Annotated in this window: 22 protein-coding genes; 14 read left to right on the plus strand and 8 right to left on the minus strand. The window is 69.9% G+C overall.

Annotation, left to right across the window (positions count from 1 at the left end; translation table 11 throughout):
* Nucleotides 1–82: 82 nt before the first annotated feature.
* Nucleotides 83–541 carry a hypothetical protein gene (locus ACGF5G_RS18665; RefSeq protein WP_393264178.1) on the minus strand — a complete coding sequence of 153 codons (459 nt, stop codon included), beginning with the start codon at nucleotides 539–541 and terminating at the stop codon, nucleotides 83–85.
* A 233-nt stretch (nucleotides 542–774) separates the two neighbouring features.
* Between ACGF5G_RS18665 and ACGF5G_RS18670 the strand changes: the two genes are divergently transcribed.
* Nucleotides 775–1,317, plus strand: coding sequence for a DUF5565 family protein (locus ACGF5G_RS18670; protein ID WP_393264180.1), 543 nt, complete (start codon nucleotides 775–777; stop codon nucleotides 1,315–1,317).
* 92 nt (nucleotides 1,318–1,409) lie between these two features.
* Here the strand turns inward: ACGF5G_RS18670 and ACGF5G_RS18675 are convergent, their stop codons facing one another.
* Nucleotides 1,410–1,964: a hypothetical protein gene (locus tag ACGF5G_RS18675; RefSeq protein WP_393264183.1), complete on the minus strand. Its 555-nt coding sequence runs from the start codon at nucleotides 1,962–1,964 to the stop codon at nucleotides 1,410–1,412.
* 271 nt (nucleotides 1,965–2,235) lie between these two features.
* Here ACGF5G_RS18675 and ACGF5G_RS18680 point away from each other — a divergent pair, with 271 nt between their 5' ends.
* The 12 genes from ACGF5G_RS18680 to ACGF5G_RS18735 all read left to right on the plus strand — a co-directional run bounded on the left by ACGF5G_RS18680 (nucleotide 2,236) and on the right by ACGF5G_RS18735 (nucleotide 15,286).
* Nucleotides 2,236–2,883, plus strand: coding sequence for a helix-turn-helix domain-containing protein (locus ACGF5G_RS18680; protein WP_393264186.1), 648 nt, complete (start codon nucleotides 2,236–2,238; stop codon nucleotides 2,881–2,883).
* A 10-nt stretch (nucleotides 2,884–2,893) separates the two neighbouring features.
* A complete protein-coding gene (locus ACGF5G_RS18685) occupies nucleotides 2,894–3,613 on the plus strand; it encodes an SDR family oxidoreductase (RefSeq protein ID WP_393264189.1) in 720 nt (239 codons plus the stop codon).
* Nucleotides 3,614–3,706: 93 nt separating this feature from the next.
* Complete coding sequence (locus ACGF5G_RS18690) at nucleotides 3,707–4,123, plus strand: ASCH domain-containing protein (protein WP_393264191.1); 417 nt, start codon at nucleotides 3,707–3,709, stop codon at nucleotides 4,121–4,123.
* A 222-nt stretch (nucleotides 4,124–4,345) separates the two neighbouring features.
* Nucleotides 4,346–5,518, plus strand: coding sequence for a sensor histidine kinase (locus ACGF5G_RS18695; protein WP_393264193.1), 1,173 nt, complete (start codon nucleotides 4,346–4,348; stop codon nucleotides 5,516–5,518).
* On the plus strand, nucleotides 5,515–6,177 hold the full coding sequence (locus ACGF5G_RS18700) for a response regulator transcription factor (RefSeq protein WP_357703381.1): 663 nt from the start codon (nucleotides 5,515–5,517) through the stop codon (nucleotides 6,175–6,177). The genes ACGF5G_RS18695 and ACGF5G_RS18700 overlap by 4 nt, the downstream gene beginning before the upstream one ends.
* 230 nt (nucleotides 6,178–6,407) lie before the next feature.
* On the plus strand, nucleotides 6,408–6,830 hold the full coding sequence (locus ACGF5G_RS18705; protein WP_393264195.1) for a DUF6223 family protein: 423 nt from the start codon (nucleotides 6,408–6,410) through the stop codon (nucleotides 6,828–6,830).
* Nucleotides 6,831–7,103: 273 nt separating this feature from the next.
* The gene (locus ACGF5G_RS18710) at nucleotides 7,104–8,315 is read left to right on the plus strand and encodes a D-alanyl-D-alanine carboxypeptidase family protein (RefSeq protein WP_393264197.1); all 1,212 of its coding nucleotides are present in this window, start codon (nucleotides 7,104–7,106) and stop codon (nucleotides 8,313–8,315) included.
* A gap of 163 nt (nucleotides 8,316–8,478) precedes the next feature.
* A complete protein-coding gene (gene yidD, locus ACGF5G_RS18715; protein WP_393264199.1) occupies nucleotides 8,479–8,991 on the plus strand; it encodes a membrane protein insertion efficiency factor YidD in 513 nt (170 codons plus the stop codon).
* 396 nt (nucleotides 8,992–9,387) lie between these two features.
* Nucleotides 9,388–10,350, plus strand: coding sequence for a zinc metalloprotease (locus ACGF5G_RS18720; protein WP_393264201.1), 963 nt, complete (start codon nucleotides 9,388–9,390; stop codon nucleotides 10,348–10,350).
* Between the two features lie 195 nt (nucleotides 10,351–10,545).
* Nucleotides 10,546–11,760, plus strand: a complete 1,215-nt coding sequence (locus ACGF5G_RS18725) for a cyanophycinase (protein ID WP_393264204.1) — start codon at nucleotides 10,546–10,548, stop codon at nucleotides 11,758–11,760.
* A 399-nt stretch (nucleotides 11,761–12,159) separates the two neighbouring features.
* The gene (locus ACGF5G_RS18730; protein ID WP_393264206.1) at nucleotides 12,160–13,413 is read left to right on the plus strand and encodes a protein kinase; all 1,254 of its coding nucleotides are present in this window, start codon (nucleotides 12,160–12,162) and stop codon (nucleotides 13,411–13,413) included.
* Between the two features lie 115 nt (nucleotides 13,414–13,528).
* Nucleotides 13,529–15,286: an extracellular solute-binding protein gene (locus tag ACGF5G_RS18735; RefSeq protein ID WP_393264209.1), complete on the plus strand. Its 1,758-nt coding sequence runs from the start codon at nucleotides 13,529–13,531 to the stop codon at nucleotides 15,284–15,286.
* A gap of 161 nt (nucleotides 15,287–15,447) precedes the next feature.
* Here ACGF5G_RS18735 and ACGF5G_RS18740 read toward each other — a convergent pair whose 3' ends face one another.
* From ACGF5G_RS18740 to ACGF5G_RS18765, 6 genes are read right to left on the minus strand one after another with little or no spacing between them, the layout of a single operon-like run.
* Nucleotides 15,448–16,929, minus strand: a complete 1,482-nt coding sequence (locus ACGF5G_RS18740; RefSeq protein WP_393264211.1) for an ABC transporter substrate-binding protein — start codon at nucleotides 16,927–16,929, stop codon at nucleotides 15,448–15,450.
* A gap of 56 nt (nucleotides 16,930–16,985) precedes the next feature.
* Nucleotides 16,986–17,885, minus strand: a complete 900-nt coding sequence (locus tag ACGF5G_RS18745; RefSeq protein ID WP_393264214.1) for an ATP-binding cassette domain-containing protein — start codon at nucleotides 17,883–17,885, stop codon at nucleotides 16,986–16,988.
* Entirely contained in the window at nucleotides 17,882–19,660 is a 1,779-nt protein-coding gene (locus tag ACGF5G_RS18750; RefSeq protein ID WP_393264217.1) for a dipeptide/oligopeptide/nickel ABC transporter permease/ATP-binding protein, read from the minus strand. The genes ACGF5G_RS18745 and ACGF5G_RS18750 overlap by 4 nt, the downstream gene beginning before the upstream one ends.
* A complete protein-coding gene (locus ACGF5G_RS18755) occupies nucleotides 19,647–20,633 on the minus strand; it encodes an ABC transporter permease (protein WP_357461840.1) in 987 nt (328 codons plus the stop codon). The genes ACGF5G_RS18750 and ACGF5G_RS18755 overlap by 14 nt, the downstream gene beginning before the upstream one ends.
* 50 nt (nucleotides 20,634–20,683) lie before the next feature.
* Complete coding sequence (locus ACGF5G_RS18760; RefSeq protein ID WP_393264220.1) at nucleotides 20,684–22,168, minus strand: ABC transporter substrate-binding protein; 1,485 nt, start codon at nucleotides 22,166–22,168, stop codon at nucleotides 20,684–20,686.
* Nucleotides 22,169–22,196: 28 nt separating this feature from the next.
* Nucleotides 22,197–23,714: an ABC transporter family substrate-binding protein gene (locus ACGF5G_RS18765; RefSeq protein WP_393264223.1), complete on the minus strand. Its 1,518-nt coding sequence runs from the start codon at nucleotides 23,712–23,714 to the stop codon at nucleotides 22,197–22,199.
* Between the two features lie 512 nt (nucleotides 23,715–24,226).
* Here ACGF5G_RS18765 and ACGF5G_RS18770 point away from each other — a divergent pair.
* A complete protein-coding gene (locus ACGF5G_RS18770) occupies nucleotides 24,227–25,672 on the plus strand; it encodes an aminotransferase class I/II-fold pyridoxal phosphate-dependent enzyme (RefSeq protein ID WP_393264226.1) in 1,446 nt (481 codons plus the stop codon).
* Nucleotides 25,673–25,830 lie beyond the last annotated feature (158 nt).

Below are 25,830 nucleotides of genomic sequence, written 5' to 3' on the forward strand. Positions count from 1 at the left end.
TGGCCTGCCGAGCGGCCCCTGGCATACGAGTTACGCGCCCGGGCCGGTCAGTGCCCACCGATGGATCCGGGCTGAGGGCAGCTCAGCCGCAATTGCCCCAGCTGTACCGGCCAGCGCCCTGCCAGCTGGTGCCGTACAGGACCTCGCCGCTGTACATCACGCACTTGTCACGGGCAGAACGTTGGATCGCGGCGTAGTACTTGAAGTTTCCGGAGTCGTAGACCCAGGAACCACCCTCCACCCGGATCCCGGCGGAAACCCCGGTCGTCGAGCCGACAGCCACCCGCTTGAGGGTGGCGACACAGTTGTACGCGGTGGCGCTGTTGTACATCAGGTAGACGTCGCCCACCCTGGTGCCGTCCGGCGCGTAGATCGACCGGTGGCCGTCACCGGCGTACGCCCACGAGCCACCGAAGTCGTTGTTGCACGCCTGCGCCGCGGTGAACGGATTCGTCGCGGCCTGAGCGGGCGAAGCGAGCCCCACCGCCGCAACAGTGGCGGAGATGATCGAGATGGTCAGTCGTCGCGCTGGTCCACGCACACAGTCCCCCAAATGCTCCGGCGCCAAGATCGCGCATGAGCCGCCATGGTCCCACAGTGGATCATCACCACGATCCGGGGCAGCGCCGCGGGCAGCCGGGATCGCTGGTGCAGGCGCCGGAGAAGGTGGAGCAGAGTGCTGACGGCCGCGCGCCCCGGCAGCGCCCGACACCGCGCCAGTTCCGCCGGCAGCGCGAGGTGATATCCGTTTTGCACTGGTGAGACCATGCGGGCGTGAACAAGATCCCCACGCTGTTCCGCCGCGACCCGGACGACCGCAAACGCGTCCTGCCCGAGGCAGACCCTGCCTGCCAGTGGGTCCTCGACGGCGAGGGAACGCCGACGCGCAAGTACGACGGCACCTGCGTGATGCTCGACGAGGACGGCACCTGGTGGGCACGGCGCGAGGTGCGGCCCGGCCGCGCGCGACCGCCCGGCTACCGGCCCGTGATGACGGACGAGGTCACGGGCAAGACCGTGGGGTGGGAGCCGATCGAGCAGTCGCCGTACGCGCGGTACCACGCCGAGGCCCTCGCCGGCTCGCCCGAGCGACGCCGCGCCGGCACCTACGAGCTGATCGGCCCGAAGATCAACGGGAACCCCGAGGGCGTGCGGGGCCACGAGCTCGTACCGCACGGCGACGCGGAGATGCTGGACGTGCCGCGCGACCTGGCCGGCCTGCGTGACTGGCTGCTGGCGCACCCTCAGTACGAGGGCATCGTCTGGCACCATCCGGACGGCCGGCGGGCGAAGTTGAAGCACCGCGACTTCGCCTGAGCCGGCGGTTGTACGTCTTCACGCGCTGCTGCCCGCAAGGCGGCGGCGCCGTGGGGAACACATGCCAGAACGGCCCCTGGTGCCCTGCCCCCTCAGTCCTCGACGTCGGGTGACTCCGGCGGCGGCAGCGGCAGTTCGACGGCGGCGACCGCTCCCACCCGCACGGCGGAGTGCGCCGGCGGCAGCTTGTCCGCTCGCGGCGAGCGGCTGTGCACCCGGCCCCGGCCAGTCGGGTCCGGTCGCCGGCCCACCTCGCAGGTCACCATCCGGATCGGCGGAGGCGGGGCCGTGAACCGGCCGGCACCCCAGCGCACCCACACCGGGATCCGCCCCGCGTCGGCCTCGGCGAGCAGCTTCTCCCAGGTGCGGCGGCGCGTACCGTGATCGACCTCGACGACGACCGGCGGGCCGTCCGGGCGGGCACAGGCCACGTCGAGCACCGACTGCTGTGCGGACATCGGCGGTGGCAGCGGCAGCACGCTGGACGCCCGCCGGTAGACCCGCCAGCCCCGCTGTTCCGCCCAGTCGACCACCGCGTCGATCAGCCGGGCGGTGACCTGATCCGTGGTCAGGTCGGTGAAAGTGACCGCGTCGAGCCGGTCAGCCAGCGACGCCGCCAACCGCTCCTCGTCCTCGCCGAGCACCACCGCCGCAGGGTAACCGCGCAACCGGCCGTCCGCGCCGGCGGGGCAGCACGAGTGGGCGAGTCGGCGATGCGCCACTGCGACTCGTACCAGAGCCCGGACGCGTGGATGATGGCTGGCTGTGAGCCACGTGCACTCCATACCGGTGCGGGTCCCTCCCGAGCCGTGCGAGACGATCGCCAGCCTCCCGCATGCGCGACTGCGGCCGTATGTCGTCGGTTACGCGGGCTTCCGCTCAGGTTCGGGGGCAGCCTTACGGCACCGGGTCCTGCCGATGAACCTGGCCACGATGATCGTCGACTTCGCCGGGCCGAGCAGGGTGGTCACCGGGCCCCGAGGTGACCCCGCCGTCTACGAGCAGACTGCGTGGGGGGACGGCGTCTCGATCGGCTTGACGCCGGCCGGAGTGACCGCGCTGTTCGGCGTGCCGATGCGGGAGGTGGCCGGCGGCACCTTCCGGCTGGCGGACGTCTTCGGCCGCTTGGAGGTGGAGTTGGCCGAGCGGCTCGGGGAGGCACCGGACCGGCCGACGTGGTTCGCGGTGCTGGACGACTTCCTGACCGCTCGGCTCGCCGCGGACACGGGGCCGGACGGGCTGACGATGCGTGCCTGGTGGCGACTCCAGCAATCGGCGGATCGGCTCCGGATCAGCACGTTGGCCGACGATCTCGGCGTCAGCCGGCGCACCCTTGAACTCCGGTTCCAGCGACAGATCGGTCTGTCGCCCGGAACTGTCACCAGGATCGCTCGGTTTCAGCGCGCCCTGCGCATGCTCACCCGGTCCGCCGGCCTGCCGCAGACGGCGGTCGACTGCGGTTACGCCGACCAGCCGCACTTCAACCGTGAGGTCCGCGCCATGTCCGGCCTGACGCCGACCGAGCTGTGCGCATTCTTTCAATACCGGGAACTCGCCCCCGGCTAGCGTCCCCGGCATGAGGCTCACCGGTAAGACCGCACTCGTGACCGGCGGTTCGCGGGGAATCGGCCGGGCGATCGTGCATCGACTCGCCGGCGAAGGCGCAACGGTCGTGTTCACGTACAAGGAGAACCAGGCGGCGGCCGACGACCTCGTCAGCCAACTCGCCGGCACGATCGCCGTCCGCGCCGACCAGGAGGACCTCACCAGCATCTCGGCGATGTTCCAGCCGGTTCGCGACGGCCTGGACATTCTCGTCAACAACGCCGCCGTCAACCCCCGGGCGCTGATCGCGGACATCACCGAGGACGAGTTCGACCGAGTGTTGACGGTCAACACCAAGTTCCCCGTGCTGGCCATGCGCGAGGCGGCGCCGGTGCTGCGCGACAAGGGCCGCATCATCAACATCTCCACCCTCAACACGGTGGTGCCGGCGCCCGGCCACTCCCTGTACTGCGCCAGCAAGGCCGCGCTCGAACAGTTCACAGCGGTCGCCGCCCGAGAGTTCGGCGGCCGTGGCATCACTGTCAACACGATCTCGCCCGGCGCGACCGACACCGACCTGCTGCGCGCCGTCAACCCCCCGGAGGCCCTGGCCCAGACCGCCGCCGTCACCGCGTTGCAACGGATCGGCCAGCCCGACGACATCGCGGCCGTGGTCGCCTTCCTCGCCGGGTCCGACGCGCAGTGGATCACTGGTCAGAACATCCGGGCAACGGGCGGGCTGCTCGTTTGAGCACGACGCCGACGCGGAGCCCTGCCAGGGCGGTTGTCGGTGCCCACCGGAAACCCGGTGAACTTCAGTGGACACCGCACTACCCTCGTCCGGGTGATCGCCGATCTGCCCTCGTTCGAATTCGCCTTCCCTGGCCCACTGCGCGACAAGTTGGTCGCTGCCGTGCTCGACGGGACCAAGACCACCACCACCGGCCTGCTCCAGGACTACGAGATCGACGGCGAGCCGCTGCCGGTGGTGGGCACCCGAGCGGCGGTGGTCGACTCCGCCGGCCGCCGGGTCGCAGTGATCGAAGTGACCGACGTACGTGTCAGCCGACTGGGTGACGTCGATTTCGACCACGCTCGCGACGAAGGCGAAGGGGACGACTCGGTTGCGGCCTGGCGAGCCGGGCACGAGGACTACTGGCACGGAACGGACTACCGGGGCTGGCTGGGCAAACCGGACTTCACCGTGAACGACGACACCCCGGTCGTGCTGGAGCGGTTCCGCCTCGTTGCGAAGCTCTGACCTCCACGGCTGAAGGACGGTCGCGCTCGCTGCCCGGTCGCACCACCACGAGATGCCCGGGAGGCGACGCGTCAGCGCGAGCAGGCCGACCGCGGCTCCGATCACCGCCACGTCGCTGTGACGTTCCCGGACAGGTGCCGAGCGCGGGACGCCGCCACCTGGACCGCACGCCCGCCGGTCGGATGTTCTCCCGGCCAGTGCCGGGAGGTTAGGCTTCGGCGCATGTCGAGGTGGCGATGGCAGGGCCGTCCAGCGAACATCGCCCTGGTGCTCGTGGTCGGCCTGGTGGCCCTCGTCGGCCTGGTGGTGCAGTCGCGTGGCATCGACACCGCCGCTGAACGGGCGGCGCTGCTGGCCGTGCTGGCCTCTTCCGGCGCGCTGTACGTCCGCCGCCGCCATCCGGTCGCGGTGGGCGTGGTGGCGCTGGCCGCCGTCGGCGCGTACGGAGTGTTGCTGCACCGGCCCGGGCCGATCATGCTGGTGTTCGTCGTGGCGCTCTACACCGTCGTCGACGAGGGGCACCTCGCGGTCGCCATCGGGCTCGGTCTCGCCTCGGTGGTCGCCTTCGCCGTCGCGGACAGCTACAACAGGACGGCGAACAGCGCGAACGGGGCGACGCTGCTGCACGCCGGCTGGCTCGTCGCGGTCATCGTGGGCGTGACCCGCAACCGCCGGGCCTACCTCGCCGAGGGACAGGCTCGGGCGCTCGCCGCCGAGCAGCGGATGGAGGAGGAGGCCCGGCGCCGGGCCACCGAGGAGCGGCTGCGCATCGCCCGCGAGCTGCACGACGTGCTCGGGCACCACCTCTCGCTGATCAACGTGCAGGCCAGCGCCGCGCTGCACCGGCCGGACCCCACCCGGTCCACGCAGGCCCTCACCGCGATCAAACAGACGAGCAAGGAGACGCTGCGCGAGTTGCGTACGACTCTCGGCATACTGCGGCGGGAGGGCGAGGCGCCGACCGCGCCCGCACCCGGCCTGAATCGCCTGTACGAGCTGGTCACGGCGGCCGGCCGGTCCGGATTGGAGATCCGCACCGAGCTGACCGAAACCCGGCCGCTACCGCCGGAGGTCGACCTGGCGGCGTACCGGATCGTCCAGGAGGCGCTCACGAACGTGACCCGGCACGCGGGCGCGGCCGCCGCGGTGATCCGAGTCCGGCCCGACCACGACGACGTGCTGGTGGAGGTCGAGGACGACGGTACCGGCGCACCCGGCCCGCCCGGCAACGGGATCCTCGGCATGGGCGAGCGGGCCCAGACGTTGGGCGGTTCGCTGAGCACGGGCCCCGGGCCGGACGGCGGCTTCCGGGTGCGCGCCCGCCTCCCGCTGCGGCCCGAGCCGGTGCCGGCGGGAGCGCCGGCGCTGCGATCGGAACCGGGGGGCGCGGCGTGATCCGGGTGCTGCTCGCCGACGACCAGACCCTGGTTCGCGCGGGATTCCGGTCCATCCTGGACGGCGAGGACGGCATCGAGGTGGTCGGCGAGGCCGCCGACGGTGCCGAGGCGGTGCGCCTGGCCCGGCAGCTGCGGCCGGACGTCGTCCTCATGGACATCCGGATGCCCGTGCTGGACGGCCTGGCCGCCACCCGGGAGATCGCCGCGAGCTCCGATGTCCGCGTGGTCATCCTGACCACCTTCGACCTGGACGACTACGTCTACGGCGCGCTGCGGGCCGGCGCGAGCGGCTTCCTGGTCAAGGACACCGAGCCGGCGGAGCTGATCCACGGAGTGCGGGTGGTGGCGCGCGGTGACGCACTCATCGCGCCGTCGATCACCCGCCGGCTGATCTCCGAGTTCACCGCCCGGGCCACGCATCCGGACCCGGGGCCACGGCTGAGCGCGCTCACCGAGCGGGAGCGTGAGGTGATGGCGCTGGTCGCCGCCGGCCTGTCCAACGACGAGATCGCGGCGCGGCTGGTGCTGAGCCCGGCCACCGCGAAGACGCACGTCAGCCGGATCATGACCAAGGCCCAGGTCCGGGACCGGGCCCAGTTGGTGATCCTCGCGTACGAGTCCGGCCTGACCGTCCCCGGCTGGCTCGCCCGCTCCTGACAACAACCTGCGAGAGCACGCCGGCTGCCTGGCGGTGGGCTCGTCGGGCCTGCCGGCGGGGGCGAGTGTGCGGTTGCGCCGGTACGGAGGGAGACAACCGCAGCGGTACGACGCCCCGAGCGCGTACGACCCGGGTGGTAGGCCCATCGGCAACTCCGGCATGACGACCCGGAGACACGCTGGTACATACGCTGCCGCCTGTACCCGTCACGCGACCGAAGGGATCCTCGATGTCCATCCGCCACATGCTCGCCGCAGCCGCAGCCGCCCTGCTCGGGGCGTTCGGACTTGCCGCACCGGCGGCCGCGCACGTCTCGGCCCAGCCGGCCGCCGCCAGTGTCTACACCATGAGCGCCGGGCGACTCGGGGCCAGCGTGGCCGCCGTGCTGGGGCTGGCCGGCGTGATCATCGGCGGGCTCGCTCTGGCCCGCCCCACCAGTCGCATCGGCACCGGCAACGGGCGCGGCGGAGCGACCATGGCCCTGGTGGCGGGGCTGATCGGCATCGCCCTCGGTGGACTGGTCGTGGCAACCTCCGACAGTGGCATCGGCACCGGCAACGGGCGCGGCGGAGCCTACGTGGCACTGGTGGTGGGGCTGATCAGCATCGTCCTCGGTGGGCTGGCTCTGGCCCGCACCCGCCGCACCGGCTGACCCGGCCCTCGAGCCGCCGCCGACCGGGTGCGCCCGCCCGGTTCGGGCAGCCGACTTCCGGCGGCGGCGTACGGTGGCGAAACGGGATGCTACCCGCCTCTGAGCAGCGCAAACATGGAGCGGCAGGTGGGAGTGGGTGCCGTTTTCAGGCGGCGCCGTCGGTGCTGTCGGTCAAGCGCAGCCCGCCGTTCCCACCTGCTCCTCGCCGTCACCGCGACGTGCATTTCTCCAATCGCACCGTACCCGCCTCTGCGCCGATTACCGTACGTTAACGTGACTGACTTTCGGGTTACCGCCTTGACGCTCAGCGCGCTCCTGGTTCTGCCCGCTGGCGCGCTCGTCGTGACACCAACGCCGGCGGTAGCCACGCCGTACGTGCCGTGCCCCGCCGTGAAGCCGTCGGTTCCTCCGCCCACCACGCCGTCTCCCCCACCGGTTGACCCCGCTCAGCAGGCAGTCGGAGGGCAGGCGCTGGCGACGCCAGGACTGGCCATCCCTGCGGGTGCGCCGAAAGCTCCGGCAGTGACCGCCACCGCGTGGCTCGTGGCGGACCTCAACAGCGGTGAGGTCCTGGGTGGGTGCGGCCCCCACGAGCACCGAACGCCAGCCAGCGTGCAGAAGCTGCTGCTCGCGGCGTCCCTGATGTCCCGCCTCGATCCAGCCGACGTCGTTCAGGTGACCCGGGCGGATCTGCACGATCTCGATCCGGCGAGTTCGCTGATGGGGGTGGTCGAGGGCGGCCGGTACTCGATCGAGAGCCTGTGGCTGGGGCTGCTCCTCAAATCGGGGAACGACGCGGCCAACGTGCTGGCTCGCGTCGGCGGCGGCGCCGCCGGCCGGCAGGGCGGAGTCGACGCGATGAACGACGAGGCGCAGCGGCTGCGCGCGAACCAGACCCACGCCGCAACGCCCTCCGGCCTGGACGGCCCCGGCCAGTACACCAGCGCGTACGACCTCGCGCTGATCGCGCGAACCGTCTTCGCCCGCGAGGACTTTCGGCGCTACATCGCCACCGAGGTGGCACAGATACCGGCACGGCCGGGAAACCCGGCAATCGAGATCACCCATGACCAGACGCTGCTGGGCCACTACCCCGGGACGCTCGGAGGGAAGACGGGCTTCACCGACCTGGCTCGGCAGACGTACGTCGGCGTAGCCGAACGCAACGGGCGACGGCTCGCCGTGACCCTGCTCGGGGCGGAGACCGCGCCGCTGGGGAGTTTGGGTGAGTCGGCAGCGCTGCTCGACTGGGGCTTCGCGCTTCCTGCCGGCGCGTCCGTCGGCCACCTGGTCGCACCCGAGGAAAAGAAGCACGACCGGCCCGTAGTCCCCGTCAAGGGCGAGCAACACGGCGGGGCCGGGGAATCGTCGTCCCTGTCCGTGCCCGCCGGGATCGGCCTCGGCGCCGCCCTCGTGCTGGCCGTCCTGATCCTGGCGGCCCCACGGCGGCGCACTGACGCGCGGGATGAAGGCAGCCAACCGTAGGGAGTCCAAGCCCGGCGCAGCCGCACGGGCTGGGCTGACGGGCCGCCGTCGCGCGCCCCCGAACGCTGATCGGCGACTTCAGCCAGACGGCCTCCGTCGATCGCTCGCCCTCCCGGCGTATCCCCGGCCGGACGCCTTGCCCGGACCAGGCATGATCTCACCCATGACGATCAACAGCGCCGGCCACTCCGGAAGCCAGGGGCCCTGCCGCTGCCGTAAGCCGGCCCACTGCCACGCCGTGGGCCACTGCCACAGCGAGGTCGGCTCCCGTCGTCAGGGACCCGGCTGCAAGGGCCGCAAGGGGGCCCTGGACTCCTGTGGCGACGACCCTTGCAGCAGCCCGGGCTGCTGCGACCTCGGCCTCTTCTCCACCCTGCTCACCCTGGGCGCCGCCATGGCGGGCGCCGCCGGTGGCCTGGCGCCCGCCCGGCAGGGCCGATCGGCCCGCAATCGGCCGGGAACCCTGGACCGGGCCGGTCTCGCCGCGATCCGCGGCTACCGCCGCTGGCTGTCGCACCGCTGGCCCGGGCAGTGCCGGTACACCCCGACCTGCAGCGCGTACGGACTCGCCGCCGTCGACCGCTACGGGCTGGCCGTCGGCGGGCGGCTCGCGGCGGCCCGGCTGCGCCGTTGCCGGCCCGAGGTGCCGCTCGGAACCGTCGACCCGCTGCGCTGATCCGGGGCCGCCGGTTGTGGTGACCCGCAGGCACCGCCCGGCCAGACGGGCCGCTCCGGGCGGCCAGCGGGCGCCCACTCGCCGGGTGGCGACCCCGGGTGCCGCGTGAGCCGGTGATGCCGCACTCCACGGCGTGGCCCGCCGCGTAGTCCTCGGCATCGGACGATGGCGGTCGGCCGACGGCCTGGCCCCGCCTCTTGCGGGGCTCCACCCGGCCTGCGGCGCCGGGATACTGCCGAAGGACGCCGACGCACCGGCGATGCTCCCTCTTTCGGGGCCTGTTGTTAGCGCCGGTGGCGTGTTCTCATACCGAGACGACGATGTCTGTGAGCTGGTCGGGCCGCCCCTCGCTCGTCCGCTCTGTGACCCCATCCCCCATGCGTGAAAGGTGCAACGATGCACAGGAGACTGACGTTCCGACTGGCAGTCCTGACCGCCACCGCCGCGACGTTCCTGGCGGCCGGCGGAGCCTCCGCGGCGGTGGGCACGGCCGCGTCCGTGACCGCCTCCCCGGGCGTCGCGGAATGCGAGCCGGGTGCCGAGGGGCACAGCGCGGCGCGGGTGAGCGAGGGCGCCACGGCGCAGGAGCCGGAGCTGTATTCCAAGAACGAGGCAAACGCCTACGGCGTGATCAAGGATTCGCCGCGCCTGCCCAACGGCAGCGTCACGGTGCCCACGGTCTTCCACATGATCTCCGACCACCCCCTGAGCGCGGCCGAGACGAACAGGTGGAACACCCTGATCGCGGCGCAGATGACGGTGCTCAACGATTCGTTCGCGGGCCGCACCGCGGCGAACGCCTCCGACACGCCGTTCCGGTTCTCGCTCGTCGACACGACGTGGACGGTGAACAGCGACTGGTACACGGTAGTGCCGGGCAAGAACGAGCGGGACATGAAGAGTGCGTTGTACACCGGCGACTCCCGCACCCTGAACGTGTACGCGGCGAACATCGGCGGCGGGCTCCTCGGCTGGGCGTACTTCCCGAAGGGTTACAACAACGGCCGGGACTACATCGACGGCGTGGTGATGCTCGACGAGTCGATGCCGGGCGGAACGGCGGGCAAGTACGCCCTGGGTGACACGCTCACGCACGAAGTCGGGCACTGGCTGATGCTGGAGCACACCTTCGCGCACGGGTGCTCCGCTTCCGGCGACTACGTCGCGGACACTCCGCGGGAGGCGGCGCCGCAGTTCAACTGCCCGGTGGGCGCGGACACCTGCACGGCACCGGGGCTTGACCCGATCCACAACTTCATGGACTACACGCAGGACGCCTGCATGAACATGTTCACCCCGGGGCAGGCGGACCGGATGAGCGACGCCTGGGTGGCATTCCGGGCCGGTGGCGGCAAGTAACCACGCACTGTCGGGGTTGGCGGGCCGCGGTCGGCGGCTCGTCAACCCCCTTTGTGTACGCGGACCGAAGCGCTACCGAGAGGCCCCAACCGCACCCCCGCCAACGGCAGCTCCCGCTGGGTGGCAGGTGCGCGTCGCGGAACAGGAATCGACGTTCCTTGACGCCTGTCCGGCGGCTGTCTAGCGTCGGTTGCCATGACCCGGCCCAAGTTCCTGCCACTGCTCACCGCCCTGATCATCACCGTGGCCGCGGCGGCCCTGCCCGGCAGAGCCGCGTCCGCCGATCTCGCGGGATCGGCGAGCGGACCGGGGGCGGTCATGCTGATCGGCGGCGCTCTCGCCGACGACAACAGCGCCGTCTACGGGGAGTTCGTCCGGCAGGCCGGTGGCTCCGGAGCGCGGATCGGCGTGTTGAGCGCGTCGTCGGCGTCGCCGCACTGGGCCGCCAACCAGGTGGGCAAGGTCCTCGAGCGGTACGGGGCGGCGGAGGCCGCCTGGATCCCGGTGAGCGTCAAGAAGAACGGCAGCGGCGACGACGCGGCGAACGCCGCGCTGGCCGCGTCGATGACCGGGTTCTTCTTCGCCGGTGGCGACCAGTTCCGCTACGTGCAGTCGATGATCCACGCCGACGGCTCCGACGGTGCGGTGCTCGCCGCGATCCGGCAACGCTTCCAGGCCGGCGCGCCGGTCGCGGGCACCAGCGCCGGCATGCAGATCTTCGCCGGCCCCGACATGATCACCGGCGGGTCGAGCTACTACGGGGTCCGCGACGGGGCACACACCGGCTACTACGACACCGACGAGATCCTCGGCTACTGGCCCGCCGGTGGCTTCAACCTCTTCACCTCCGGCCTCGTCGACACCCACTTCGACGCGCGCGGCCGCAACGGGCGGTCGCTCCGGCTCGCCGCCGACACCGGGCACGACCGGGTGTACGGGGTAGGTGAGAACACCGCCCTGGTGGTCACCGGGGCGGGCACGGCGAGCGAGACCGCGCGGGTCGTCGGCACGAACGGGGTGTCGGTCCTCGACCTGCGCTCGGCCCAGGTCGGCACGGTCGGCGGGCACTGGTCGATCAGCGGTGTCCGGTGGAGCTACCTCACCGACGGCGACAGCTACGATCCCGGCCGGTGGCAGGTCACGAAGGGCGCGACGAGCACGCCCGCCGTCACGCACGACCGCGCGGCGGCACCGCCGTCGACCGACGTGTTCGGCCCGTACGCGCTGCGCGACGCCGCCCTCGACCTCGCCGACGCCGGGCGGTCCACCGCGACGACCGGCACGACCGCGGAGACCGGTCCCCGTTTCGCGGTCAGATTGGCCAAGGGCGCCTCGTTCCTCGCGTACACCGCCGGCGGGGCCGGTCCCGCGTCCTTCACCGACCTGACGGTGTCGATCCAGGCGGGCTGAGCCACCGGGTTCCAAATGGCTGGAGGTTACGGTCCCGATCGACCTGTCAGCCCGCCGGCTGACCACCGATCGTGATCGCAGGGGCCACCGACCCCGGTTCGCCATCCGAACTCGCACGCTCCCGCGAAAACGGCTCGGTCATCTTGGCCGCGCCGCCGTGCGAGACACCCCGCCGCTGGACGTGCCGCCCCACTACCCGCCCACCGTGTGCCTCCACCGCAGTCGCCAGCAGGTCGAGCTTTGGACCGGGCCGACGGAGGTAGGCCGAGAAGGCGGAACGCGTCAGCGAGGTCCGCCGCGCTGCCCGGACGACAGCCTCGGCTGTGCCGCGCCGGCATGGCACGATACTCAATGTCCTCCGCCGCCGGGTGGTCGGGACACGACGTTGATGGAGTCGGGATGACAGGACTGGCCGGCGCACCGGTGCCGGGGCTGACCCCACTGTGGACGCACGACCCGGTCACCGCCGGCCCCTACCGGCTGGTCGGTCGTCTGGGCGCGGGCGGGCAGGGAGTGGTATACCTCGGCGAGGACGACCAGGGCCACCGCGTCGCGGTCAAGATGATCAACATCGACCTGCGCGACCCCCGGGCCCGGTCGCAGTTCACGAAGGAGATCGCCGCGGCACGCCGGGTCGCGCCGTTCTGCACGGCGCAGGTGCTCTTCGCCGAGGTGGACGGCGAACCGCCCTACGTGGTCAGCGAGTTCATCGAGGGACCGACCCTTCACCGGCACGTCCGCGAACACGGGACGGTCAGTGGCAACGCGCTGCACCGGCTCGCCGTCGGCACTGCCACCGCGCTCGCCGCGATCCACCGTTCCGACGTCGTGCACTGCGACCTGAAGCCGGACAACGTGGTGCTCGGCCGGGACGGCCCCCGGGTGATCGACTTTGGCATCGCCCGCGCACTCGGGGTCACCGAGACGGTGACCAGCCGGGTGATGGGGACGACCGCGTACATGGCCCCGGAGCGATTCCGCAACGACCCGGTCGCCCCGCCCTGCGACGTCTTCGCCTGGGCCGCCACGATCGCCTTTGCCGCGTGTGGCCGGCCGCCGTTCGGCAACGACTCGCTCTTCGCGGTCATGCACCGGGTCCTGAACGACCCGCCCGAGCTGCCGCCGCTCCCCTCGGGCCTGGAGGAACTGATCCGGGAGTGCCTGGCCAAGGAGCCAGCGGACCGGCCGGCGGCCGAGCAGGTGCTGATCCGGCTGCTCGGGCAGGACGTCCGGGTCAGCGGTCCGGTCCGCCAGGAGAACCTGCTCCAGATGGGTAACGACACCGCCGGCGCGCCGACGACGAACGAGCCGCTGCCCACGTCGGCGACGCCGCAACCCCAGCCGACACGTGTGGCGCCGAGGCAAACCCGACCGACACCGCCGGACCAGCGTCCGGCATCGACGTCGGATACACCCGCCGCGTCGTCCCGCCCAGGAGAGGGTTGGGGGCAGCGGCTGCGCCGTGAGTCCGTCGACGCCTGGGGTGTGTCGACTGCGATCGTCCTCGGCTCGGGGGGCGCGGCCGCCGGCTACGTCGCGTCGAGCACGGTGGGCGTGGCCGCAGCGGTCGGGACGGCCACCTTCGCCGTGGTCTACCTGGTCCGGCTGCTGGTCGCGACGGCCCTCGGCGGCGGCCCCGCCGACCGCTCCTGAGGACCGGGTCCGGAGCCGTCCCGGTGGCGCTGGACCGATAGGTTGACTGCTATCCGTCAACCCGTCGAGGAGGACATTTCCGATGGCCCCAGCCCCGCCCCACACACGACCGTGGTTGCCGTACACCGCTGCCATCACCATCGGGATGCTGGTCATCGTCGGGGCGTTCGTGCTGGTCCGGCAGCGGGACGCAGGCACCGACCGGCCCCGCGCCGACTGCACCACCAAGCTCGAGGTCAACTCCTCGACGGAGAAGGCGGCGCTGCTGGTCGAGTTGGCCGAGCGGTACAACGGCAGTGACCGGTCGCTCGACGGCGGCGGCTGCGCCCAGGTGCACGTGAGTGCCCTGAACTCGGGCAAGGCCGCCGAGGCGCTGGGCGCCGGCTGGAGCGGCGTCCGCCTGCCCGAGCCGCAGGTCTGGTTGCCGACGTCGAGCCTGTGGACCGGTCAGCTCCGGTTGTTCGACCAGGCCGCCGGGCGAGCGCCGCAGACCCCGGACCGATACCCGTCGATCGCCAACAGTCCCCTCGTGATCGCGATGCGACAGCCGAAGGGCGAACTGGTACGCCAGCGCGGGGCGCTGGGCTGGGGGGACATCCTCGGCCTCTCCGGGCGGGAGGGGTGGGCCAGCTTCGGTAAGCCGGAGTGGGGCCGCTTCACCTTCGGCAAGGACAACCCGAACCTCTCCACGTCGGGGCTGGCGGCGACCATCGCCACCTACTACGCCGCCGCACAGCGGTCCAGCGACCTGACCCGGTCGGACCTGGTGGACCCGAAGGTGACCCAGTTCGTCCGGCGGATCGAGGCCAACGTGTCGCACTACAGCGACGACGTGGTGGACCTGCTGCGGGACCTCGCCGAGGCCGACCTGGCCGGCGGGGGCGGGAGCACGGACGACATGAGCGCGATCGTCATGCAGGAGGAACTGGTCCACCTCTACAACGAGGGGAGACTGAGCCCGACGCACGACGGCCAGGAGCGGGGCCAGCGGCCGAACGTCCCACTGGTCGCCGTCCACCCGAAGGAGGGCACCTTCAACCTGGACCACCCGTTCGTGGTGCTCCCCTCCGCCGACGAACGGCAACGCGTGGCGGCAGCCGACTTCCTGGCCTTCCTGACCGAGGACGCCCAGCAGCGGAGCTTCGCCCGGCTCGGCTTCCGGGACCACGAACGCCGGGCCCCGGCGGAACTGCTCGCCAGCGTCGGCGCCGAGCCCACCGGCGGGCTGATCTACTTCGAGCCGCCGGACCCGGCCGTGGTCAACGCGATGTTGGACAGCTGGAGCACGCTGCGCAAGAAGGCCAACATCCTGATCGCGCTGGACACCTCCGGGTCGATGCAGGCGGCAGTCGGCGACCGTACCCGTTTCCAGGTCGCCTCGGCGGCGGCGGCCAAGGGGCTCGCGCTGCTCAACGCGGAGGACCGGGTCGGGCTCTGGTCGTTCTCCTCCGAGACGTCGAAGCGGCCCGACGGCCCGTACCGGGAGGAGGTCCGGCTCGATGACTTCGACCAGCAGCGGATCACTCGCCGGATCGGTGGCCTGCATGTCGAGGGCGGCACCGCGCTGTACGCGACGGTCCGGGCCGCCCACGGGCACCTGCTCGACCGGTACGACCCGGAACGGATCAACGCGGTCGTGGTGCTGACCGACGGCAAGAACGAGTACGGTCGGGACAACGACCTGGCCCGGTTGCTCGCCGATGTCGCCCTGGATCCGCGGCGCCCGGTCAAGGTCTTCTGCATCGCCTTCGACCGGGAGTCGGACTTCGCCACGCTGGACCGGATCGCCAAGGCCTCGTCGGGCAAGGCGTTCGACGCCACCGACCCCGCCAAGATCGACGAGGCATTCGTGAAGCTGGTCAGCAGCTTCTGAGCCTGCTCGGCCGCGGGGGTCAGGGTCGGCACCCTTCGGCCGTCCGCATGTCGGCGGCAGCCAACCCCTCCAGATAGGACCGGGTACGACGCTGGAGCGTCTCGACGTCGACACGCCGTCCGACCTCAGGTCGGGCGGCGTGTCGACTGATCGTCAATCGGTCAGGAGACCGGCCTGATGCGTCCCCAGTGCCACCAGGGTACGGAGAAGCCGATCTGGTCGGCCCAGCCGAAGAACTTCTCGCTGCGCGGGTAGTAGGTGCCGTACCAGAACAGCGGCACCCACTCGGTGTCCCTGGCCCACACCGCCTGCAGGTGCCGGTAGTGCTCGCGGCGCTCGTTCCTCGTCGCGGCGGTCCGCGCGGCGACGTAGGCGTCGTCCACGTCTGCATTCCGGTGCAGGCCCATGTTGTTCCGCCCGCCGGAGGAGTACTTGGTCGCCGTGATCTCCGGATCCGGCGCCATCGAACCGCCGACGATGATCAGGTCGAAGTCGTGTTGCTTGCGCACCTGGCGGGACCAGTCCACCGACGACAGGCCGGCGAAGGTCACCTCGAACCCGACCTCGCCCAACTGGCGCGCAACCAGCTCGGCCAGTGGTCGGTGACCGTGGAACAGGTCCATGTAGAACATCGACAGCCGGGCGCGCACTCCCGACCGGTCCGCGGTGACACCGGCATCGTCGAGCAGGGCGCGTGCCCGTTGCGGGTCATGACCGGGCGCCTTGGCGTCCGGGTTGAAGGCCCACGAGGATCCGAGCAGGTAGTGGTCCCATGCCTGGGAGACCCCCGGATCGCCCAGGTCGGCGATCTCCTCCCGGTTCACCGCGTACGCGATCGCCTCACGCACCCGCCGGTCCTGCCACAACTCGCGGCCGTGGTTGAAGTCCAGCAGCGCCATTCCCGGACCCTCGCGCTTGAGGATCTCGACCCCCGGCACCCCTTCCACCAGGCCCAACCGGTCGCGGGTGAGGGTGTCCTGGGGAACGATGTGGGCCTCACCGCGGGCGACCATCCGGACGCACTCGTCCCGGTCCGGCACGATCTTCAGGATCAGCCGGTCGATCTGCGGTCGCGGGCCCCAGTGGTTCTTCACCGCCTCCATGATGATGTGCTCGCCGGGGACCCATTCCGCGAGGCGGAACGGGCCGGAGCCGACCGGCTTCAGGTTGTGCGGGTTCGTCGCCCAGTCCGTTCCCTCGTACAGGTGCCGGGGCAGGATGTGCGCGAAGATGAAATTGCCGAGCAGGACGAGGAACCCGGCGTTCGGGGTGTGCAAATGGTAGTCGACGGTGTGGTCGTTGACCGCGACGATGGTCTCCACATCCGTCAGGAACATCGCGCCCTGATAGCCCATCTCCTTGGCGTGCAGATGGGTGTAGACGACGTCGTGCGCGGTCAGCGGCGTGCCGTCCTGCCAACGGGCCGCCTGGTTGAGGTGGAAGCGCCACCGGCGCGACCCGTCCAACTGTTCCCAGTGCGTGGCCAGGTCGGGAAACGGGTTGGTCTCGTACCATTCGTTCAGCACGACCCGGTTGTAGATGTTGTTGCAGGCCAGATAGCCGGCGCTACCCGTCACGTTCCGGTACACATCGTTGAACTCCACCGCATCATGCGGCGTCGCCACGACGAAATCGACAGACATAGGCGCGTCTCTCCGTTTCTGTGCAGTTCGACAAGTAGCTGGCCATTCGGCGGTCGCTAGTGAAGGTCGCCGTGCGGGCAGGGCGGCAGCCCGTCGGATTCCGTCGGCCACCGGCGCTGCAGCATTCGGGGCTTGGCTCGTTCGATCCGCGGGTCGGGCACCGGCACGGCCGCGAGGAGTTCCCGGGTGTACGGGTGCCTCGGCTCGCCGATCACCTGCTCGGTCGCGCCCAACTCGACCATCTGCCCGCCATACATCACGCCGACCCGCTGGGAGATCTCCGCGACGACGGCAAGGTCGTGCGCCACGAAGAGGTAGGAGACCTGCCGCTCCCGCTGCAACTCCTTCAGCAGGCCCAGGATCGCCGCCTGGACCGAGACGTCGAGTGCGGACACCGGCTCGTCCAGCACGATCAGCTTCGGGTTCAGGGCCAGCGCGCGGGCGATCGCGATGCGTTGGCGCTGACCACCGGAGAACTCGTGCGGAAACTTCCGCAGGCTGGCCGCCGGCAGCCGCACCTGGTCAAGGAGGGTCAGCGCCTGCCGGCTGGTCGCCGGCAGGCCATGGATCTGCGCCGGCTCGGCGAGGATGTCCGCCACCGTCATCCGCGGATCCAACGACGTGTACGGGTCCTGGAACACGACCGACCGCTCACGCTGCAGCGCGCGGGCGCTCGCGCCCTTGAGCTGGGACGCGTCCTCGCCGAGGAACAGCACCCGCCCCGCGGTCGGCCGTTGTAGTCCGAGGATGGTTCGGAGCAGTGTGGTCTTACCCGAACCTGACTCGCCGACGATGCCGAGGGTCTCCGCCGGGCCGACCGAGAATGACACCGAGCAGAGGGCGTGCACGACGGACCGTCCGCTCCGACGGGCGGCGCGCGGCGCTCGGAAGTGCTTCACCAGCTCCATGACCCGCAACAGCTCGGCGGCCTCGCCGGGGCGTGTCTCCGCACTCATTTCCCCTCCACCGCCTTGCCTGTGAGCCGTGGGGCCAACGACAGCAACTTCCGCGTGTAGTCCGATCGCGGGTCGTCGAATATGTCGAAGACGTCCCGTTCTTCGACGATCTCGCCCTGGTACATGACGGCGACGCGATCGGCGATACCGGCGACGAGGGCCAGATCGTGGGTGATGAAGAGCATGGCCGCACCGGTACGCTCCCGAGCCACCGCGAGGGTGGCCATCACCTGGGCCTGCACCGTGACGTCCAGGGCGGTGGTTGGTTCGTCGGCGATGATGAGATCCGGGTCGTGGACCATCGCCAGGGCGATGGCGATCCGCTGGCGCATGCCGCCGGAGAGCTGATGGGGATGCTGGTCGAGGCGGGCCTCCGCATCCTTGATGGCCACGCTCTCCATGAGTTCGACCGCCCGCCGCCGGGCTTCGTCGCGGCTGACGGCGCCGGCCAGCTTCATCGAGTCCTCGAACTGGGCGCCGATGGTGAGCACCGGGTTGAGGGTGGTGGACGGATCTTGCAGGATCATCGCTATCCTCCGCCCCCGGTACGTCCGCCACTGCTCGAAGCTCAGGCCGGTGAGTTCGTCGCCGTCGAAGAGGACCGACCCGGTGCCCGTCGCGTTGCTGGGCAGCAGCCCCACCAGCGACAGTCCGGTCAAGGACTTTCCTGACCCCGACTCGCCGACGAGGGCGACCACCTCGCCCGGCTGGATCTCCAGGCTGATCGAGTCCACCGCCACCTGCGCACCGAACCGCACGGACAGGTCGGCCACCTTCAGCAGTGCCTCCCCCGCCACCTCCCGCACGGGCAGCTCCCGGCGGCGGCGACGGCTGACGGTTGAGCGAGGTGTCGCCAGTGGATTGGTGGGCGAGGACTTCGGGTTGAAGGCGTCCCGAAGCCCCTCCCCGACGTAGTTGACCGCCAGCACGATGGTGATGATCAGGAAGCCCGGGAAGTAGAACAGCCACGGCCGGGTCAGCACCGCCGATTGCGCGTTTGCCACCAGCAGGCCCAGCGAGGTGTCCGGTGGCTGCACCCCGAACCCGAGGAAGGACAGGCTGCTCTCGGCGAGAATCGCCACGCCGAACATCAGCGTGCCGGCTACCACGATGTGGTCCGAAACGTTGGGCACGAGGTGCCGGAACATGATCCGGGCCGGGCTCGCCCCCATCACCCGCGCCGCGTCCACGAATGCCTGCTCGCGCAGACTCAGCACCACGCCGCGGACCAGGCGGGCGACCGAGGTCCACATGAGCGCCCCGAGGACCAGCGCGAGGCCGAGCCAGGAGACTCCCCGGCCGGCGACCAGCGATCCCAGGAACGCGGCCAGGGCGAGGGTGGGCAGCGTGAGCACGAGATCGACGGCGCGCATCACGGTGGCGTCGACGAGGCTGCCGAAGTACCCGGCCGTCACGCCCAGGACCACGCCGATGGTGCAGGCGACGATGGTGACCGAGAAGGCGATCAGGAGCGACTGCTGCATGCCGCGGAGCACCAGCGCGAACAGGTCACGGCCCAGGGTGTCCGTACCCATCGGGTGTTGTGGTGACGGTGCCTGCGACAGCTCGGACGTGATGTCGGTGTAGTTGTACGGCAAGAGCGGCGGGACGACGACGGCCGCGAGGATGACGATGACGAGTACGCCCAGGGCGACCATGCCCACCCGGTGCCGGAGAAACCGGCGGGCGGTGACGGCCAGCCTCGACGTCCCGGGTTCACGCTCCGGCGTGCCGGGTTCGATCGCCAGATCTTTGGTCAGCTCAGGATTTGGCATAACGCACCCGCGGATCCACGAGGCCGTACAGGATGTCGGCGAGAAGGTTGAAGACGACCACGGCGGTCGCGGCGATGAGCAACCACGCGAGTACGGCGTTCGTGTCGCGCAGCGCGATCGACTCGAGCAGGAACCCGCCCATGCCGCGCCACTGGAAGACCGTCTCGGTGATCACCGCGCCGGAGAAGACGACCGGAAGGTCCAGCGCGACGATGGTCACGATCGGGATGAGCGCGGGGCGGACCACGTACGACCTGACGATGCGCCGGCGGGACAGCCCCTTGAGCACGGCGAACCGGACGTGGTCCCCGGCCAGTCCCTCGGCCACCGCCGCGCGTTGGTAGCGGCTCCAGGTCGCGAAGTGCACCAGGGCCAGCACGATCGTCGGCAGGACCAGGTGCCCGGCGATATCCCCGGCCAGGGGCAGTATGCCCTCTGGTCGGGGCACCGACGCCTCCCCCACGGTGTAGAAGATCTGGTAGCCGGTCAGGTCGTTCAGCCCGATCCCCCACTGCTTCAACAGCACTGCCAGCCAGAACGACGGCAGCGCGAGGAGCACGAACGCGGCCGGGGTCATCAACAGGTCCGGCCAGCGACGCTGGTGAAGCGCGGACACCGTGCCGGCGATCAGGGAAAGCACGAGCGCCAGCACGATGGCCAACACGACCAGGCGCAGGGTGACCCCGACCCGGGTGCCCAGCTCAGCCCCGATGTCGCGGGTGGCGATCGTCGACGGACCGAAGTCGCCGGTGAGCACCCCGCCGAGCCAGGTCAGATAGCGCAGCGGTAGCGGCCGGTTCAGTCCCAACCGCGCTTCCTCGGCGGCGATCACCGACTCCGGGACCGGCGGTTGCCGGTCCCGGAGCTCGGCCAGCGGATCTCCCGAGACCGAGATCACTGTGAAGATCACGATGGAAGCGAGCAGCAAGACCAGGACGGCGCTTGCCAGCCGTCGAAGGATCAACCGAATCATGTCTCCGCGCCTCCTTTCCTCGGGGAGATCTGCCTGTGGTTACCGCGGGTTCAGACCGCGCGGATGCGGCCCCAGTGCCACCAGGGCACGGAGTAGCCGAGTTGGTCGGACCAGCCGTAGAACTTGCTGCTGCGGGCGAAGTACGTGCCGTACCAGAACAGCGGCACCCACTCGGTGTCCCTGGCCCAGATCTCCTGCAGGCGCCGGTAGTGCGCGCCGCGTTCGGCCAGGCTGCCCGCCGTGCGTGCGGCGAGGTAGGCGGCATCGACGTCAGGGTTGTGGTGCTGGGCCATGTTGCCCTGGCCGCCGCTGGTGTACTTCGGGGCGGTGATCTCCGGGTCGGGCGCCATCGATCCGCCGACGATGATCAGGTCGAAGTCGTGGGTGCCGGTGACCCGGCGCGCCCAGTCCACGGACGAGAGTCCCTCGAAGGTGACGTCGAGGCCGATCGCGCCCAGCTGACGCGTGATCATCTCCGCCAGTGGTTTGTGCCCGTGGAAGCTGTCCATGTAGAACATGGAGAGCCGGGCCCGTACGCCGGAGGCGTCGGCCGTCACGCCGGCCTCGTCGAGCAACGCGCGCGCCCGTTCCACGTCATGGCCCGGCGCCTTGGCATCCGGGTTGAACGCCCACTCCACCGAACCCAGCAGGTAGTGGTCCCACGCCTGCGAAACTCCCGGGTCGCCGAGTTCGGCGATCTCCTTCCGGTCCACGGCGAGGGCGACCGCCTCCCGGACCCGCTGGTCCCGCCAGAACTCCCGGCCGTGGTTGAAGTCCAGCAGCGCCATTCCCGGCCCCGGATCACGCAGCAGCTCGATGTCCGCCGTGGCGCCGTCGAGCAGGTGCAGCCGGTCCTTGGTCAGGGTGTCCTGGGGGAAGAAGTGAGCCTCACCGCGGGCCACCATCCGGACGCACTCGTCCCGGTCCGGGACGATCTTCAGGATCAGTCGGTCGATCTCCGGCTGCGGCCCCCAGTGGTTCTTCACCGCCTCCATGACGACGTGCTCGCCCGGTATCCATTCCGCCAGCCGGAACGGGCCGGAGCCGACCGGCTTCAGGTTGTGCGGGTTCGTCGCCCAGTCCGTTCCCTCGTACAGGTGCCGGGGCAGGATGTGGGTGAAGATGAAGTTCCCCAGCAGGACGAGGAATCCGGCGTTGGGCGTGTGCAGGTGGTAGTCGACGGTGTGGTCGTCAACCGCGACGATCGTCTCCACGTCCTTCAGGAACCGACCGCCGGTGTATCCCATCTTCATCGCGTGCAGGTGGGTGTAGACGACGTCGTGCGCGGTCAGCGGGGTGCCGTCCTGCCAGCGGGCCGCCTGGTTGAGGTGGAAGCGCCACCGGCGCGACCCGTCCAACTGCTCCCAGTGCGTGGCCAGGTCCGGGAACGGGTTGATCTCGAACCACTCGTTGAGAACCACCCGGTTGTAGATGTTGTTGCAGGCGATGTATCCGGCACTCGCGGTGGTGTTGCGGTAGACGTCGTTGAATTCCACCGCGTCATGCGGGGTGGCCACCACAAAGTCGATGGTCATCTGAATCCTTTCTCGAATATTTGCGCGACTACTTGCGCAGACCCCACTGCTCGACATTCATGGTGGTTCCGTACTTGCTGGGGTTGATGAAGATGTTGGCGAACTTGTTCGGGTGGACGGCCATCTGCGGGCTGGCGAACAGCGGCAGCACCACACCGTCGGACATCAGGGTCCGGTCGAGTTCGTTCATCAGCTCGACCTGCTTGCGCGGATCGAGTTCGGTGGCGGCCGCCGCCAGGATCCGGTCCGCCTCGGCGGACGAGTAGCCGAACGAGCGGGCCGCGCCGGTGCCGTACCACTGCTGCAGGGACAGCGCACCCAGGTCGAGCGCCGTTCCGGTGGCCATGAGGTCGAAGCTGCCCGTACGCAGCGCCGGCGAGTAGCGCGAGCCGTCGGCCGCGTCGATGGCCACGGTGATGCCCAGTTGCTTGAGTTGGGACTGGGTGATCTGCGCGAGTTCCATGCGGAGCACGTCGGTGGACAGGGTCAACATCTTCAGATCGCGCAGGGGCTTCCCGTCGGGGAGGATCAGCCTGCCGTCGGTCACGCGATATCCCGCCTTCTCCAGGATGTCGAGCGCGGCCTTGCTGTCGCCCTTGCCGATGTTGAGTTCGTCGATGTTCTCGCGGTAGGCGTCGATGCCACCCACCTTCTGCCCGGGGACGTACGTGCTGCTCTTCATCGTCACCAGGTCCGGCGCGTACTGGCCGACCGTGCGCTTACGCATGTCGTCGAGGTCGAGCGCGGTGGCGATCGCCTTGCGCAGGGCCGCGTCGCTCATCACGTCGCCGGTGGTCTTCATGCCGAGGTGGAAGTAGGTGAGCGTCGAACCGACCTGAACGGTCATGCCGTTCATGGCCTTCACCTGGTTGACGGTGTCGAGAGTCGGGTTCTGGTAGACCAGATCGATCTCACCGTTCTGCAGCGCCGTGATCTGCGCGCCCTGGCCCGAGATGTAGCGCGTCGTGATGGTGTCCAGGTTCGCCGGATCCCCGTACCACTTGGGGTTCTTGACCATGGTCATCGAGACGCCGTCCTGGTAGTCCTTGATCAGGTACGGCCCGCCCGAGAACTTCGGCACGTTCTTGCCGAAGCCTTCGTTGAAGGAGGTCGCCAGGTCCCCGTAGGTCTCGGCCACGTGCGCCGGCAGGATGTAGTTGAACAGGGCCTGCCACATCGCGAACGGTTTCGCGTACGTCATCGTCACCGTCTTGCCGTCGCTGCTGGTATTGACAGAGGTGATCAGCGAGTAGCCTTCGGTGAACGCGGCCTTGCACCCGGCGCACTTCTTCGGGTCCTGCACCGCCTGGGTGTACTCGAAGTCCTTGCCGGTGATCGGGGTCCCGTCCGACCAGACGGCCTTCTGCTGGATCTTGTATTCGACCTTCATCGGGCTGGTGCCAACCACCTCGGCGGACTCCAGGAGCGCCTTGTTGAGCACCACGCTGGTGTCGGGGTTGGTCAGGAACGGATGTGGATAGAAGGGCCACTGCTGCTGGCGCTGGCCGGTGGTGTCGCCCGCGGCGGACAGGGGGTTCCAGTCCACCGGAGCGCTGGTAGCGGCCAAGGTCAACGTCCCGCCGGCCGTAACCTCGCTCGCGGCGGTCGGCGTCTGGGACTTGTCATCGTCGATCTTCGTGCAACCTGCGGGCCCGACCAGCGCGGCGAGCGCGACAGCGACCACGAGGCGTCGAGAGGCTTTCACGGGCACACGTCCTCTGGTTCAAGTGATGGGGGTACGCGACGTCGTGTGGCTGGTGTTCGACTCCGGGGGGCGGTTGCCAGGGTGGCTGGACTCCGCGGCCAGGACCCTCAAAGTTCGAGGTCAACGCCGTTGAAGCTAAGTTCGGCTTATGTTCTGGTCAACATCCCAATGTCCATGGACATATCCTGGCCGCCTCCTCGAGGGTCGGCCCCGCACCCACGGGCCGGCGCCCCCCGCGGCCCACGCCCGACGGCTACAGTCACCACCCGGCACGCCTACCCCGCCGACCGCGGCGCTTGATGGTCGACGGCGTTGACCCTCGGGCGCGTATCGCTATTCGGAGGACACCAACCGTGACACCACCAGCGCCGCTGGATGGCCAGGAATGCATGCGACTCATCCAGTCGCGGCTCACGTTGCGCACGACCAACGCGCTGGCCCGGGCGATCCTCGACCTGATCGCGTCCGGCGACCTGCCGGCCCAGTCGCAGCTGCCCACCGTGCGGGATCTGGCGGCCAAACTGGGAATGAGCCGGTCGTCGGTGGCGCAGGCCTGGAAGACGCTCAGCTCCCGGTACGTCATCGAGACCCGGCGCCGCGGCGGCACCTTCGTCCTCGGGCCGCCGCAGCCGCCACGGGCCAGGCGATTCGACAGCATGGTGCGCACCTCGTCGACGATGCCCATCGATCTGGGAAATCTACGAAGGGATGACCTGCCCCCTCCGGACCTGGCGCCCGCTCTCGCCTACGCGCTGAGCAACCGGGCATTGCACAACACCTTCGCCGACCCGGTCGCCCCCGAGTTGGCGGAGGCAGTCCAGCCATTCTGGCCGTTCGAGACCAACCATTTTCTCGCCACCCACGGGATCATCGACGCCATCGAACTGGCGCTTGCCGCCGTGGTCCGCCCGGGCGATCGGGTCATCATCGAGTCACCCACCCAGGCACGAGTGCTCGACATCCTGGATTCCATCGGTGCCACCACGATCCCCATCGACTACCGACCAGGCGGCCCAGATCTTGATCAACTACGGGTTGCGCTGATCAGCAAACCAACCGCGATGATCTACCAGCCCAGCGGAAACGCGCCGTCCGGACTGACAGTCAGCGAAGCGTGGATCGACGGGGCGGCATCCCTGCTCCAGAATGAAGCATTTCCCATCTTCGAACTTTCGCAGACCGCCCTCATGCGGTCAGCACAGCGATCTCTGGCGACCCGCCTTCCGAGCCGTGTCGTGCACATGCAGGCCTACAACTTCTTCTTCGGCGCCGACCTGCGCGTCGCCGTGGTAGGCGGCTCGCCGGAGTACATCGACATGATGTGGCTGCGACTCACCTACTCATCACGCTGGGTCAGCCGCGTCCTGCAACTCGCGCTGGCGTTCCAGTTGACGGACGCGAATCCGATACGCCACACGAACGACTTCATCGCGGAGTGCAAGCGAAGGCATTCCGAATTCAGCCATGCCCTCACCAGACGCGGATTCAACCTCGAACCGACCGAAGGTCCCCACATCTGGCTGCCGGTTCCCGACGAGCATTCGGTCTGCACCCGACTCAGTCGGCACGGCATCGTCGTTCATCCCGGCAGTTTCTTCCATGCCCACCCAGCCACACAACATCATGTGCACATCAACGGAACCGCACAGGTCCACGGCATCGACGAAATGGCCCAGACGATAGCCCAAGCCTGCCGGATGCCCACCAAGGCGAAAGAGGGCTCCCCAGCCCCTGCCAGACCCGATCCGAGTCGAGACCGGTCCTCAACTCCTTGGATGACCGCCCGAACACCGCGCTGAGATATCCGCTGCTCCGCGCGAACGCCGACAGCGCCAGGGTGCCCGCCGCAGTCCGGGCACCCGGCGCACCGCGGATCGCAGCAACCGCGACCGCCCGCCCGGCCACTGACCGAGCCGCGCAGATCGGACCGGACGTGTGGCACGTCCGGCTGTCCCGC

The sequence above is a fragment of the Micromonospora sp. NPDC047730 genome, from assembly GCF_043204765.1.
Classification (GTDB): Bacteria; Actinomycetota; Actinomycetes; order Mycobacteriales; family Micromonosporaceae; genus Micromonospora.

Excerpts from the sequence above, each read along its gene's own strand:
- ACGF5G_RS18745 (WP_393264214.1), bottom strand. The coding sequence starts at position 17,885 with ATGAGTGCGGAGACACGCCCCGGCGAGGCCGCCGAGCTGTTGCGGGTC.
- ACGF5G_RS18755 (WP_357461840.1), bottom strand. The coding sequence starts at position 20,633 with ATGATTCGGTTGATCCTTCGACGGCTGGCAAGCGCCGTCCTGGTCTTG.
- ACGF5G_RS18705 (WP_393264195.1), top strand. The coding sequence starts at position 6,408 with ATGTCCATCCGCCACATGCTCGCCGCAGCCGCAGCCGCCCTGCTCGGG.
- ACGF5G_RS18680 (WP_393264186.1), top strand. The coding sequence starts at position 2,236 with ATGAACCTGGCCACGATGATCGTCGACTTCGCCGGGCCGAGCAGGGTG.
- ACGF5G_RS18760 (WP_393264220.1), bottom strand. The coding sequence starts at position 22,168 with ATGACCATCGACTTTGTGGTGGCCACCCCGCATGACGCGGTGGAATTC.
- ACGF5G_RS18750 (WP_393264217.1), bottom strand. The coding sequence starts at position 19,660 with ATGCCAAATCCTGAGCTGACCAAAGATCTGGCGATCGAACCCGGCACG.
- ACGF5G_RS18685 (WP_393264189.1), top strand. The coding sequence starts at position 2,894 with ATGAGGCTCACCGGTAAGACCGCACTCGTGACCGGCGGTTCGCGGGGA.
- ACGF5G_RS18695 (WP_393264193.1), top strand. The coding sequence starts at position 4,346 with ATGTCGAGGTGGCGATGGCAGGGCCGTCCAGCGAACATCGCCCTGGTG.
- yidD (WP_393264199.1), top strand. The coding sequence starts at position 8,479 with ATGACGATCAACAGCGCCGGCCACTCCGGAAGCCAGGGGCCCTGCCGC.
- ACGF5G_RS18725 (WP_393264204.1), top strand. The coding sequence starts at position 10,546 with ATGACCCGGCCCAAGTTCCTGCCACTGCTCACCGCCCTGATCATCACC.
- ACGF5G_RS18740 (WP_393264211.1), bottom strand. The coding sequence starts at position 16,929 with ATGTCTGTCGATTTCGTCGTGGCGACGCCGCATGATGCGGTGGAGTTC.
- ACGF5G_RS18730 (WP_393264206.1), top strand. The coding sequence starts at position 12,160 with ATGACAGGACTGGCCGGCGCACCGGTGCCGGGGCTGACCCCACTGTGG.
- ACGF5G_RS18720 (WP_393264201.1), top strand. The coding sequence starts at position 9,388 with ATGCACAGGAGACTGACGTTCCGACTGGCAGTCCTGACCGCCACCGCC.